Origin of the sequence: Rhizobium sp. PRIMUS64 (assembly GCF_023006465.1) — a bacterium.
Taxonomy (GTDB): Bacteria; Pseudomonadota; Alphaproteobacteria; order Rhizobiales; family Rhizobiaceae; genus Rhizobium; species Rhizobium leguminosarum.
Genome location: NZ_JALBGX010000163.1, coordinates 1 through 13,529 on the forward strand (window position 1 = coordinate 1; position 13,529 = coordinate 13,529).

The following is a 13,529-nucleotide window of genomic DNA, read 5'->3' on the forward strand; positions in this document are numbered from 1 at the left end:
CGACGGGCGCCCTTTCGGCGGGTGCGGCAGGCGGCTGCGGCTTGCGCGCCATCTCGCCCGGCTCTTCGTCGAAGAAGGGCATATCGTCGAAACTATTGCTCATGGCGCGTAATGTAGTGATTCGGGAAGGAAAGACCAGAAAAGATGTTCTGCTTTCATTCCCGAGCCGCCGCTATCCCGGGCGGTAGGTTGCGGGCAGCAATGCCGCCGCAGAGCGCGGCCATGGTGGTCACGCGGGCGAGCGGGGCTAAAATTCGGTTCGCGGCCTGTCGGAACCGGCGCCGATGGGGCGTCCTTGGGTCATCGGACAGCAGTCCGGATCAACACCGTCAACAAGGAGGCCGTTTCATGCCGAAGGTCGTTTCAAATCTCTGGTTCGCCGAGGAAGCACGCGAAGCCGTCGAATTCTATGTGTCTGTTATCCCGGACTCCAGGATCGGTCGCACCACCATTTTGCCGGCGGAAACGCCGAGCGGGCCTCCCGGCAGTGTCGAATTGATCGAGTTCACGCTCGCCGACCAGGCCTTCCTGGCGATGAAGGCCGGCCCGCTCGATAGCTTCAATCATTCCTTCTCGATCGCGATTCTTGTGGAAAGCCAGGCCGAGATCGATCGGATATGGGAGGCATTTCTCGCCAATGGCGGCACGCCGGAGGCCTGCGGCTGGCTGAAGGACCGATGGGGTCTTTCCTGGCAGATCGTGCCGCGCATGCTGTCCGAAATGATCGCCGACAGCAACCGCGAGCGGGCCAGGCGCGTAACCGAAGTGATGCTCGGCATGGTCAAGATCGATGTCGCCGCGCTGGAGAAGGCATTCAACGGCTGAGTCGCGCGGTTAGCGTATGATCACGATGACGGGCGCATAGTCGCGATGCGTCCGTTTCCATCATGTCTGAAGCGGATCGGCACACACTGTCCTGCATCGACTTTGCGCAGATTGGCTGCCAATCGTCGATTTCTCCAGTGCTCGAATCACGGGCGACATTGCACACCTTTTTCATCTTTCTGTCACGTCGCGAAATGTGCTGATACCGCGATGGCACCCTTCTCCACTACAATAAGGAACAGTTTCGTAGAGTAAAAAAATAACCGGTGCATGCACGTTTTTGTGCATTGCCAGAAACAGCCGGTGAGCGTGGAATATACCTGCGAAACTATTGATTCTTAGGAATGTCGTGTCCATCTCCTTGGTATGACGACCTAGAGCCTGTGGCATTAACCTTGAATGGAGGGCCCATGCTGAGTGAATCCGTATTTGATGCGTTCACCCGCACCTATGATGCGCGTCGCGAAACCGATATGTCGATCGCGGAGTATCTCGACCTTTGCAAAAAGGAACCACTTGCCTATGCCAATGCGACCGAGCGCCTGCTCGCCGCGATAGGCGAACCGCAGATGGTCGACACCGCCAGGGACACGCGCCTCGGTCGGATATTCATGAACCGGACCATCCGGATCTATCCGGCCTTTGTCGGCTTCCACGGCATGGAAGAGACAATCGAACGCATCGTTTCCTTCTTCCGGCACGCGGCGCAGGGGCTCGAGGAGCGCAAGCAGATCCTTTATCTGCTCGGCCCGGTCGGCGGCGGCAAGTCATCGCTGGCGGAGCGGCTGAAGCTGCTGATGGAGCTTCATCCGATCTACGTGCTGAAGGCGGGTGACGAGATCAGCCCCGTTTTCGAAAGTCCACTCAACCTGTTCGACCCGGACACGATGGGATCGCTCCTGCAGGAGCAATACGGCATTCCGCTGCGACGCCTGAGCGGACTGATGAGCCCGTGGTGCCTGAAGCGGCTCGATGACTTTGGGGGCGATATTTCCCGCTTCCGTGTCGTCAGGGTACAGCCTTCGCGGTTGCGCCAGATCGCTATCGCCAAGACCGAGCCTGGAGACGAGAACAATCAGGATATCTCGTCGCTGGTCGGCAAGGTCGATATCCGCAAGCTGGAGACCTATTCCCAGAACGATCCCGATGCCTACAGCTATTCGGGCGGCCTCAACCGCGCCAATCAGGGCGTGCTCGAATTCGTCGAGATGTTCAAGGCGCCGATCAAGATGCTGCATCCGCTGCTGACGGCGACGCAGGAGGGGAACTATATCGGCTCCGAGAATATCGGCGCCATACCCTTCTCCGGCATCGTCCTTGCGCATTCGAATGAAGCGGAATGGCAAACCTTCAAGGCCAACAAGAACAACGAGGCCTTCATCGACCGTATTTGCGTGATCAAGGTGCCCTATTGCCTGCGCGTAACGGAAGAGCAGAAGATCTACGAAAAGCTGATCGAGGGATCGGAACTGGCCGATGCGCCATGCGCCCCCGCGACGCTTGAAATGCTGGCCCGCTTCTCGGTGCTTTCACGTCTGCGCAAACATGAGAATTCGACGTACTTCTCGAAGATGCGCACCTATGACGGCGAGAGCCTGAAGGAGACGGATCCGCGCGCCCGCAGTGTCCAGGAATATCGGGATGCCGCCGGCATCGACGAAGGCATGGACGGCATATCGACCCGCTTCGCCTTCAAGGTGCTCGCCTCCACCTTCAATCACGACACCACGGATATTGGCGCCGATCCGGTTCATCTTATGTATGTGCTGGAGCAGTCGATCCGCCGCGAGCAGTTTTCCGACGATGTCGAGAAGCGGTATCTGGAGTTCATCAAGGCCGATCTTGCGCCACGTTACGCAGAGTTCATTGGCAATGAGATTCAGAAGGCCTATCTTGAGTCCTATGCGGATTACGGGCAGAATTTGTTCGACCGCTACGTGGATTATGCCGATGCCTGGATCGAAGACGTGGACTTCAAGGATCCCGATACCGGCCAGCTTCTCGATCGCGAGCTCCTCAACCAGGAACTGACGAAAATCGAAAAGCCGGCGGGAATCGCCAATCCGAAGGATTTCCGCAACGAAATCGTCAAGTTCTGCTTGAGATCGCGGGCAGCCAACGGCGGAAAGAATCCGTCATGGACGAGCTACGAGAAGATCCGGGAAGTCATCGAGAAGCGAATGTTCTCGCAGGTCGAGGATCTTTTGCCGGTCATTTCCTTCGGTTCGAAGAAGGATTCGGAAACAGAAAAGAAACACAGCGAGTTCGTCTCGCGCATGGCTGCGCGGGGCTACACGGAGAGGCAGGTTCGGCGCCTCGTCGAATGGTACATGCGCGTCAAACAGGCAAGTTAATGTGGAGCCAATATGCACATTGTCGACCGTCGGCTAAATCCGCGCGGTAAAAGTCTGGAAAATCGGCAACGGTTTCTTCGGCGCATGAAAGGCGCCGTGCAGCAGGCGGTAAAGCGTTCTCTGCAAAACCGGAACATTCGCGATGTGCTCGACGGCGGTGAGATCAGCCTGCCGATCGATGGAATGGCCGAACCGAGCCTTCGAAGGGGCGACGGCGGCGTCGCCGATCACATCCTGCCGGGAAACAGGGCCTTTGTCGAAGGCGATATCATTCCACGGCCGCCGGGCAGGAAGGGTGGAAAACCAAAAGATGCAGGCGAAGGCGATGGCGAGGACGGCTTCCGTTTCGTGCTGACGCGCGAGGAATTCCTCGATGTGTTTCTGGATGACCTGGAACTGCCCGACCTTGCCAAGCGGCGTCTGACCGAAACCGAGGAGGAAACTCCGTCGCGGGCCGGCTATTCCGTATCGGGATCGCCGTCCAACATCGCCGTCGGTCGCACGACGAGGCTCGCGATGATGCGCCGCGTCGCGCTTCACCGTCCGCGTCGCGAAGAGATCGAAGCCCTGCAGCGACAGATCGAGGAATGCGAGGACGACGAAAGCCGCCTGACGCTTGAGGCAAAACTCAAATCCCTGACGGAAAAAAGCCGGCGCATTCCCTATATCGATCCGCTCGACGTGCGGTATCGCCGCTTCGAAAACGAGCCGAAGCCTGTGGCGAAGGCCGTGATGTTCTGCCTGATGGACGTCTCAGGCTCCATGTCAGAGCACATGAAGGACCTTGCGAAGCGGTTCTACCTGCTGCTCTACCTTTTCCTGTCGAAGCGATACAAGAAAGTGGAGATCGTCTTCATCCGTCATACCGACAAGGCCGAGGAGGTCGACGAGGAAACCTTCTTCTATGGTCCGGCGACGGGCGGAACGCTGGTATCCAGCGCCCTTGCAGCAATGCGCGGGATCATCGCGGCGCGTTTCGATCCGGCAGAGTGGAATATCTACGGCGCCCAGGCTTCGGACGGCGACAACGCCCATTCGGACGGAAACCTGACCGGGCAATTGCTGCGCGAGATTTTGCCGCTGTGCCAGTATTTCGCCTATATCGAGGTCGGCGAAGAGGGCGGCGACTCCTCAATATCCCGTTCACCGCTTTGGATGCTCTATGACGGGATCCGTTCCGAGCTATCGCTTTCGATGCGCAAGGTCTGCCGGCGGAGCGAAATATTCCCTGTTTTCCATGATCTCTTCCAGAAACGTGACGCACAGTCGAGGGTGACGCCATGACCACGGCCATGAGACCAAGAGAGCGGCTTTTGTTCCAGGGAGCCGACTGGGATTTCGCAACTCTCCAGCGCATCCACGACGCCTGCGAGGAGATCGCGCTTAACGAACTCGGCCTCGACGTCTATCCGAACCAGATCGAAGTCATCACCTCGGAGCAGATGCTCGATGCCTATTCCTCCACCGGCATGCCGCTCTTTTACCGCCATTGGTCTTTCGGCAAGCACTTCGCGCATCACGAAACCTTCTACCGCCGCGGGATGCGCGACCTTGCCTATGAAATCGTCATCAACAGCTCTCCATGCATCTCCTACCTGATGGAAGAGAACACGGCGACGATGCAGACGCTCGTCACCGCGCATGCGGCCTTCGGCCACAACCACTTCTTCAAGAACAACTATCTCTTCAAGCTCTGGACCGATGCGGAGGGTATCCTCGATTACCTCGATTTCGCCAAGGGTTATATCACCCGCTGTGAGGAGCGTTACGGCGAGACGGCCGTCGAGCGTACGCTCGACGCAGCCCATGCGCTGATGTCGCACGGCGTACATCGATACGCGGGCAAGACCACCATCGATCTTCGCCAGGAGGAGAAGCGGCAGCAGGAGCGCCGCGCCCACGAGGAGCAGATGTTCAACGACCTATGGCGCACGGTTCCGGTCGGCAAGGCCCGGAAGGCGGGTGACATCGGCCTGGAAAAGCGCCGCGCCGCCCTCGGTCTTCCGCAGGACAACATCCTTTACTTCCTTGAAAAATCGGCGCCGCGGCTGCAGCCGTGGCAGCGCGAGATCCTCCGCATCGTCCGCCACGTCGCGCAATATTTCCATCCCCAGCGGCAGACCAAGGTGATGAACGAGGGAACCGCCACTTTCGTCCACTACCAGATCATGAACCGGCTTCACGAGCGGGGGCAGATCAGCGACGGAAACTTCCTCGAATTCCTGAAGTCGCACGCCAACGTCGTGTTCCAGCCGAGCTACGACGACCGGCGGTTCTCGGGTTTCAACCCCTATGCGCTTGGTTTTGCAATGATGCAGGATATCGAGCGGATCGTCACGACGCCGACGGAAGAGGACCGCACATGGTTTTCCGATATCGCTGGACGAGGCGATGCGATGGCGGTCCTGCGCGACATCTGGGCCAATTACCGGGACGAGAGCTTTATCAGCCAGTTTCTGAGCCCGAACCTGATCCGGCAGTTGCGGCTGTTCCATCTCTACGACGATCCTGAACAGACCGAGGGGGTGCTGGTTTCGGCGATCCATAATGAGCGTGGATACTTGCGCATCCGCCGCCAGCTCTCCCGCGAATATGATATCGGCTGGACCGATCCGGCAATCGATATCGTCGATGTCGATCTCGCCGGCGACCGCCGGCTGTTGCTGCAACACATCATGATGAATGGCTGCTATCTTCAGGAAAATGACACGAAGCTCGTCCTGCAGCATCTCGCCGATCTCTGGGGCTATGACGTATTGCTTCAGGAAATCGACAGTTCCAGCACGGTGGCGAGAGAACACACGGCGAGCCCGCGCAAGATCGTTCAATAATCACCCGTTGTGCTGACGGGCGATAACGTGAACAATTATCGGTGGCAACAAACACAAAGCCTTAGTAGTTTACCGCCGTTGCAATCGCCCACTTGATCTCGACCAGTTTCAGCCTTTGCAGCGATCTTTCCCGGGGCGGATGGCGCGGAGACCAGAGACCATGAGTGAAACGCGGCGCAAGCTGACGACGATCTTCTGTGCTGACGTGCAGGACTATACGCGGCTGATGGGGGCTGACGAGGAGGGGACGCTTGCGAGCCTGAAGCGCTGCCGAGAAGCGATGGGGCGCCTCATCGAAAGCCATGGCGGCCGCGTCATCAATACCTGGGGCGATGGGCTGATCGCCGATTTCCCGAGCGTGGTCGAAGCGGTGCGCGCGGCCGTCGACACCCAGAACGAACTCGCGGGCTTCAACGCCCGCCGTCCGGCCGACGGGCGCATGCTCTTTCGCATCGGCATCAATCTCGGCGACGTGATCGTCGAAGGCGACGACATCTATGGTGACGGCGTCAATATTGCGGCGCGGCTGCAGGCTTCGGCTGCGGCCGGCGGCATCGTCATTTCAAGCACTGTCTACGATCAGGTGCGCAACAAGGTGGCTGTTGGTTTCGAGTTTCTCGGACCGTTGATGGTGAAGAATGTCGATGAAGGCGTGCCGAGCTACGCGGTGAAGATCGGCGATGCCAGGGACGAGACGCCGCCTGCCGAACGATCCGGCCCCGCGCGTCCGCAGCCGCAGCCGCAGCCGGCGGTTATGGCGGCGGCAATCTCCGAGGCAAGGCCGGCACCGCGCGGACGCAGGCTCTACGGCGTGCTCGCCGTCATCGCCGCTGTCCTGATCTGCATCAATCTGCTGTCATGGCAGGGCGTTTTCTGGGCGCGCTTTCCCGTGCTGGCGCTGGCCGTCGTCGCGGCGCTCGCCTGGAACCGCGACCAGACGCTGTTCAACCGCAAGATCACCTCGCTGGCGATCGTGGCGCTCGGCATTGCCGGCATCAACCTCTTCACCTGGACGGGGCAGTTCTGGGCGATGTGGCCGATACTGGGGATTGCGGCCGTCATGGGCGTGCGATGGTCGATGCGCCGATAGACATCCAACCCGCATCGTCAGAGATTTTGTGCAATATTTCGCCCGACAATCGGCGGTGTCAAAGACAGCGGCGAGTGTTCGTTCAAGCAAAAGTGAGCGGTCGGGTTATTTCCATTCTTTGCTGATATTACAAATCGGTAATGCCGGCTGCTTATGCTTGCCGGTAAGCTGTAAACGCGCGATATTGTCGCATCAGACGGGAATCTTGATCCCGCAGCGCCTCTTTCGACCGACCCTGGTCCAACCTCGAGTCCCTCTGGAGACGTGAATGGCCTTTTGGAAGCAGTTTATACTGTCGCTCATCGTCATTGTTGCCGGCTTTGCCGCGTGGGTTTTCTTTGTGCCCGGCGCCGGCGATACGATGCGCGATGCAGGTATTCCAGACAGCATCGTTTCCAAGATCGCGCCGAAGGCTGAGGAGACGGCGGATGCCGACGCTCCCGCCCGGGCGCAAGGGCAGCAGCGCGGCGACGGACAAGGGCAGGGACAGAACCGCCGCAATGGCGGCGGGCGCAACAGCGCCATTCTCGTCGCGACGCAGGCTGTCGTCCAGGGCGTCGTCAACGACCGGCTGAACGCCATCGGCACGGGGGACGCGATCCGCTCGGTGGCGGTCACGCCGCAGGCATCGGGCACGATCCGCGAAATCCTCATCAAGTCTGGTGACAGGGTGAAGGCCGGGCAGGTGCTCGCCAAGCTCGACAGCGAAGAGCAGGTGATTGCCCGCGGCCAGGCTGATGTAGCGGTCAAGGCTGCCGTCGAGAAGTCCAATCTCTATCACAACATCAAGTCCAGCGTGTCGCGCATGGACGTCTTCGATTCCGAGATTGCCGAGCAGGGCGCGCGGCTGCAACTGCAGGCCGCCGAGCTCAATCTCGCACGGCGCAACATCACCGCGCCGATCGACGGCATCGTCGGCATCGTGCCGGTTAATATCGGCGACAACGTCACGACGAGCATCCCGATCGTCACGCTCGACGACCGTTCGGAAATCCTCGTCGATTATTGGGTGCCGGAGCGTTTCGCCAATACTGTGTTGGTCGGTCAGCCGGTCGAGGCGATGTCGGTGGCGCGGCCGGGACAGGTCTTTTCCGGCGTGGTCGAAGCCGTCGACAACCGCATCGACGCGGCAAGTCGCACACTTCGCCTGCGCGCCAAGATCGACAATAGTTCGGATGAGTTGCGCGCCGGCATGTCCTTCAGCGTCAGCATGAAATTTGCCGGCGACAAATATCCGGCGGTCGATCCGGTCTCCGTGCAGTGGGATTCACAAGGGTCATTCGTCTGGCAGGTCAATGACGACAAGTCGCGCAAGGTGCGGGTCAGCATCGTGCAGCGCAACCCGGATTTCGTGCTCGTCAAAGCTGAACTCAAGGACGGCGACAAGATCGTGACGCAGGGCCTGCAGCGTGTGCGTGAGGGCGGGGCGGTGCGTGTGAGCGCCGATGTCGCCGCGACTGCGGAGGTCGCCACCCAATGAGCGTGACCGAGATTCATCAGGACAGGGCCTCGGGCAAGCAGAGCTTCACCGCACTTTTCGTTCGCCGGCCGATCCTGGCGCTGGTGTTCAACACGCTGATGGTCGTCGCCGGCCTTGCCGCCTATGTCGGCGTCGAGGTGCGCGAACTGCCGGATGTCGACCGTCCCGTCGTCACCGTGCGCACCACCTTCGACGGCGCTTCGCCGCAGACGATCGACCAGGAGTTGACCAAGGTGATCGAGGGGGCGGTCGCGCGCGTCAGCGGCCTGAAGTCGATTTCGTCGACCTCTTCCTTCGGCCAGAGCCGGGTCACTCTGGAATTCTCGGATGCGATCGATCTCGCGGTCGCCGCCAACGACGTGCGCGACGCGATCGGCCGCATCACCCAGAACCTGCCCGACGAAGCGGACGCGCCGCAGATCGTCAAGGCGGATTCGGATTCCTCGGCGATCTTGCGACTTGCCGTCACCTCCACCAAGCTCAACATGGACGACCTGACGCAGCTCGTCGAAAACGAGGTGATCGATCGCCTCGCCTCCGTCGACGGCGTTGCCGACGTCGAGGAGTATGGCGACCAGGAGAAGGTCTTCCGCGTCGACGTCGACCAGGGCGCGCTCGCCAGCCGCGGGCTGACCATCGGCGACCTGACGAAGGCGCTCGACAATGCCGCACTCGACGTGCCGGCCGGATCGCTGAAGAGCAATACGCAGGATATCGTGGTGCGCGCCACCGCCAACCTGCAGACGCCGGCGGATTTTTCCAACGTGATCCTACAGGACCGCGTCCGGCTCGGCGACGTCGCGACGGTGATGCTCGGGCCGCGCGACGGCGAAACGGCGCTGCGCTCCAACGGCAAGCCGGGCATCGGCCTCGGCATCATCCGCCAGGCGCAGTCGAATACGCTGAACATCTCGACCGGCATCAAGGCGGCTGTCGACCAACTGTCGAAGACGCTGCCCGAGGGCACGACGATTGCCATCACCAGCGACGACGCCGTCTTCATCCAGGGCGCGATCCACGAGGTGGTGCTGGCGCTGGTGCTCGCCGCCGTCATCGTCACCGCCGTCATCTATCTCTTCCTGCGCGATTGGCGGGCGACGCTGATTCCGGCGGTCAGCATGCCGGTGGCGCTGATCGGCACGCTGGCGGCGATCTATATGGTCGGCTTCTCGATCAACATCCTGACGCTGCTCGCGATCGTGCTGGCGACCGGCCTCGTTGTCGACGATGCGATCGTCGTGCTCGAAAATATCGTGCGCCGGCGCGCCGAAGGCATGGGACCGCGCGCGGCCGCGGTGCTCGGCACGCGTGAGGTGTTCTTCGCCGTGATCGCCACGACGGCGACGTTGGCGGCGGTGTTCATTCCGCTCTCCTTCCTGCCGGGACAGGTCGGTGGACTCTTCCGCGAATTCGGCTTCGTGCTCGCCTTTTCGGTCGGGCTGTCGTCGATCGTGGCGCTGACGCTGTGTCCAATGCTTGCCTCGCGCATGCTGACGAAGCCGATGCTCGAAGATCACGGCGTGCTCGGCCGCTTCGGCGGGGCGCTTGCCAATCTCTACAAATGGGCTCTGCACGGCTGTCTCAACGCGCCCTTCGTCGTCATCCTGTTCTCGGTGATCTTTGCCGGTGCGGCACTCGTCGCCTTCTCGACGGTCAAGAGTGAGCTAACGCCCGAAGAGGACCGGTCGATGGTGATGATGCGGCTGACGACGCCGCAGGGATCGAGCCTCGAATATACACGAGATAAGATGCAGCTCGTCGAAGAATATCTGCAGCCGCTGGTCGACAGCGGCGACATTCGCAACGTCTTCTCGATTTCCGGCCAGGGCGGTTCGCTGAACAGCGGCTTCATGGTGCTGACGCTTGCCCCCTGGGGAGAGCGCCAGAGGACGCAGGCGGAGATCGTCGGCGATATCAACCAGGCGGCCTCAAGGGTGCCGGCTCTGCGCGGCAACGCCATCTCATCGAACAGCCTGCGCATCCGCGGCGCAGGCAGCGGCGTGCAGATGGCGCTGATCGGCAATGATCACGAGGCGCTGACGGCGGCGGCCGCCAAGCTGGTGCAGGCGCTCGAGGCCACTGGCCAATACGAGACGCCGCGCCTGACTAACGAGCCCAGCCAGGCGCAGGTGTCGGTGACAATCGACCGCGAGCGCGCCTCGGATCTCGGCATCGACATAACCGGACTTTCGACGGCAATCCAATCGCTGCTCGAAGGGCGCTCGGTGGTCGACGTCTTCGTCGACGGCGAATCCTATCCCGTGCTTCTGACCTCGACGACGCGGCCGATCGACGATCCGACCGACCTCGAGAACGTGTTCCTGAAGACCGGCGATGGAAAGATCGTGCCGATGTCGGTCATTGCCACGATGAAGGAAGGGTCGGTCGCGCCGCAGCTCAACCGCGAGCAGCAGCTCGCCTCCGTCGCGATCACCGCCGGCCTCAGGAACGGCATGTCGCTCGGCGATGCCGTCAGCCGAGTGACGGCTCTTGCCGAGCCGCTGCTGCCGCCAGGCTCTCGCTTGCTGCCGCTAGCGGAAGCGGCGACTCTCGAAGAGAATTCGAGCGGCATGGCGCTGACCTTCGGCTTCGCCATCGTCATCATCTTCCTGGTGCTGGCTGCGCAGTTCGAAAGCGTGCTGTCCTCGCTGATCATCATGTCGACGGTGCCGCTCGGTCTTGCCTGCGCCGTCTTCGCGCTTGTTATCACCGGCTCCAGCCTCAACATCTACAGCCAGATCGGCCTGGTGCTGCTGGTCGGCGTCATGGCGAAGAACGGCATCCTGATCGTCGAATTCGCCAATCAGCTCCGCGACCGGGGCGAGGATGTGCGGTCCTCGATCGAGAAGGCCTGCGCGCTACGCCTTCGCCCTGTGATGATGACGATGATCGCCACCATCCTCGGCGGCGTGCCGCTGGTCTTTGCCCATGGCGCGGGCGCCGAAGCGCGCGTTGCGCTCGGCTGGGTGATCGTCGGCGGTCTCGGTTTCGCGACGCTGGTGACGCTGTTCATCACGCCGGTCGCCTATCTGCTGCTTGCCCGCTTCGCCAAGCCGCACGCCCATGAGGAGGCGCGCCTGCACGAAGAGATGTCGGTCGCCACGCGGCCGCGCGCTGCGCCCGACGACGAGCAGCTGCAGGCCGCCGAATAAGGCGTTCATCCGATTTCGAAGGCCGCCGGACTGCCGCACAACCCCTTAAATCGGAATGGATTTAAGGATAAATTTTGCAGCAATTCAAGGTGCTACACCGTCCTTTGCGGGTCTGAAAAGACGCGGGGCGCTGTAATCCGGCGGCGCTCCTCATGGTGTATGAAACCTTGCGAAATAAGATAAATTACTTCTGAAGTTTAGTCGTTTGTTAAGCATAAACGGCAATGATTGTTATCAGTAACCGACTGGTCTTCTTCGTTTCTTGGAGGCCGCAACGCGCTGGAATTCCAGCGACCCCGGACATGAGAGTCCGCGCGGACGGTTCATTTCTTGTGCAGTTTGCGTCCTGTTGTGTTTTTGGAGTTTAGTTCCGTGAGTATTTACCAGCGCGTCTCGGTGGATGCGGCGCTTCATGTGCTGCGCGATATCAACCGCAATATGGCGGTCACGCAAAACCACATCACCACCGGCAAGCGCGTCGCGGAGGCCAGAGACAATTCCGTCTACTGGTCTGTCGCGACCACTGCGCGAACCGACAACAAGGCGATTTCAGCAATCCAGGATGCGCTCGGTATGGCGGCGGCGACGATGGGAACGGCCTATACCGGCGTTCAGAACGTCATCGATGTCGTCTCGGAGATCAAGGCCAAGCTGGTTGCCGCGACCGAAGATGGCATCGACAAGAACAAGGTCAACGAAGAGATCAAGCAGTTGCAGGAGCAGTTGCGCAGCGTCTCCGAGGCGGCGACTTTCAACAGCGACAACTGGGTGGTTCTCGACAACAACGCGACGCCGACCCAGCCGCGCCAGATCCCGGCCTCCTTCATCCGCAATGCCGACGGCACGATCTCGGTCGGCATGCTGAGCTACCATATCGACACGACGCCGACCGGGAGCACCTCCTCCAAGGACGCGCGCTACCTGATCGACGATCGCGCCACCGGTTCGGGCGAATACGGCGTGCTGACATCGGCCTATTTCGCCACCGAGCTCGGCGCCTCGCAGAATTATGTGCTGATGGAGAGCAAGAACGGCACGACCACGGGGCAAGTGGTGATTTCGCTCTCGGACGTCACGACGAAAGGACAGGTCAGCGAAATGATCAGTGTCGTCGATGCGGCACTGACGCAGCTGACGACAGTCGGTTCAGCCTTCGGCGCGTTGGAGAAGCGCATCAACCTGCAAAACGACTTCGCCACGAAACTCCACGACAACATCACCGCCGGCATCGGACGGCTTGTCGATGCGGACATGGAGGAAGAGTCCAGCAAGCTCAGGGCGCTGCAGACGCAGCAACAGCTCGGCCTGCAATCGCTGAATATCGCCAACGCGACCTACGATACGGTCAGGCAGTTGTTCCAGAATTTCTAAGAGTGCGGTCACCCAGCCATCCGCCCTCGTGGTTCGAGACGGCCTTTCGGCCTCATGACCATGAGGGCTGATTGTCGCGCTGGCCGCAGAGGCTATCGTTCTGCCATACCGTCGCGCAGGCGCACTACTCGCTAAAACTGGTGATATCTGCGCATTCCCGCAACATCGCTTCTGTTTCGGCGCCTGAAATTCCCCTATCAAGGGAACATCTTCATTTTCTTGCCGCAATCCTTGCCATTTGCTCGGATCAGTCGAACGGAGACCGTCCTGTCCATGATCAAAAAATTCGTACTTCTCGCTATTGCCGCAAGCTATCTCAGTGCCTGCACGACGACCGACCCCTATACCGGTGAACAGAAGGTTTCCAATACGGCGGGCGGCGCCGCGCTTGGCGCCCTCGGCGGCGCTCTCGTCGGCGTGGCTGTC

At 60.6% G+C, this 13,529-nt stretch carries 8 protein-coding genes and 1 pseudogene; all 9 read left to right on the forward strand.

The genetic code is table 11. From position 1 onward, the window contains the following. Positions 1-348: 348 nt before the first annotated feature. Entirely contained in the window at positions 349-825 is a 477-nt protein-coding gene (locus MOV76_RS34550; RefSeq protein ID WP_018242832.1) for a VOC family protein, read from the forward strand. A gap of 410 nt (positions 826-1,235) precedes the next feature. Beyond that, a complete protein-coding gene (locus MOV76_RS34555) occupies positions 1,236-3,179 on the forward strand; it encodes a PrkA family serine protein kinase (RefSeq protein WP_018242831.1) in 1,944 nt (647 codons plus the stop codon). Between the two features lie 12 nt (positions 3,180-3,191). Next, positions 3,192-4,463 carry a YeaH/YhbH family protein gene (locus MOV76_RS34560; protein ID WP_018242830.1) on the forward strand — a complete coding sequence of 424 codons (1,272 nt, stop codon included), beginning with the start codon at positions 3,192-3,194 and terminating at the stop codon, positions 4,461-4,463. Continuing rightward, positions 4,460-6,010 (forward strand): SpoVR family protein, encoded by a 1,551-nt coding sequence (locus MOV76_RS34565; protein ID WP_247266227.1) that lies wholly within the window; start codon positions 4,460-4,462, stop codon positions 6,008-6,010. Before MOV76_RS34560 ends, MOV76_RS34565 begins: the two co-directional genes overlap by 4 nt. A gap of 160 nt (positions 6,011-6,170) precedes the next feature. Then, positions 6,171-7,100, forward strand: a complete 930-nt coding sequence (locus tag MOV76_RS34570) for an adenylate/guanylate cyclase domain-containing protein (RefSeq protein ID WP_131704288.1) — start codon at positions 6,171-6,173, stop codon at positions 7,098-7,100. A 268-nt stretch (positions 7,101-7,368) separates the two neighbouring features. Then, entirely contained in the window at positions 7,369-8,580 is a 1,212-nt protein-coding gene (locus MOV76_RS34575) for an efflux RND transporter periplasmic adaptor subunit (protein ID WP_247266228.1), read from the forward strand. After that, positions 8,577-11,732 carry an efflux RND transporter permease subunit gene (locus MOV76_RS34580; protein ID WP_193445499.1) on the forward strand — a complete coding sequence of 1,052 codons (3,156 nt, stop codon included), beginning with the start codon at positions 8,577-8,579 and terminating at the stop codon, positions 11,730-11,732. Before MOV76_RS34575 ends, MOV76_RS34580 begins: the two co-directional genes overlap by 4 nt. Positions 11,733-12,104: 372 nt before the next feature. Further along, a complete protein-coding gene (locus MOV76_RS34585) occupies positions 12,105-13,103 on the forward strand; it encodes a flagellin (RefSeq protein WP_018242826.1) in 999 nt (332 codons plus the stop codon). Positions 13,104-13,376: 273 nt separating this feature from the next. Further along, positions 13,377-13,529, forward strand: a pseudogene (locus tag MOV76_RS34590) (cell envelope biogenesis protein OmpA); the annotation flags it as partial.

Bases quoted from the DNA above. Each gene is read 5' to 3' on its own strand.
- MOV76_RS34550 (WP_018242832.1), top strand. From the start codon at position 349: ATGCCGAAGGTCGTTTCAAATCTCTGGTTCGCCGAGGAAGCACGCGAA.
- MOV76_RS34555 (WP_018242831.1), top strand. From the start codon at position 1,236: ATGCTGAGTGAATCCGTATTTGATGCGTTCACCCGCACCTATGATGCG.
- MOV76_RS34560 (WP_018242830.1), top strand. From the start codon at position 3,192: ATGCACATTGTCGACCGTCGGCTAAATCCGCGCGGTAAAAGTCTGGAA.
- MOV76_RS34565 (WP_247266227.1), top strand. From the start codon at position 4,460: ATGACCACGGCCATGAGACCAAGAGAGCGGCTTTTGTTCCAGGGAGCC.
- MOV76_RS34570 (WP_131704288.1), top strand. From the start codon at position 6,171: ATGAGTGAAACGCGGCGCAAGCTGACGACGATCTTCTGTGCTGACGTG.
- MOV76_RS34575 (WP_247266228.1), top strand. From the start codon at position 7,369: ATGGCCTTTTGGAAGCAGTTTATACTGTCGCTCATCGTCATTGTTGCC.
- MOV76_RS34580 (WP_193445499.1), top strand. From the start codon at position 8,577: ATGAGCGTGACCGAGATTCATCAGGACAGGGCCTCGGGCAAGCAGAGC.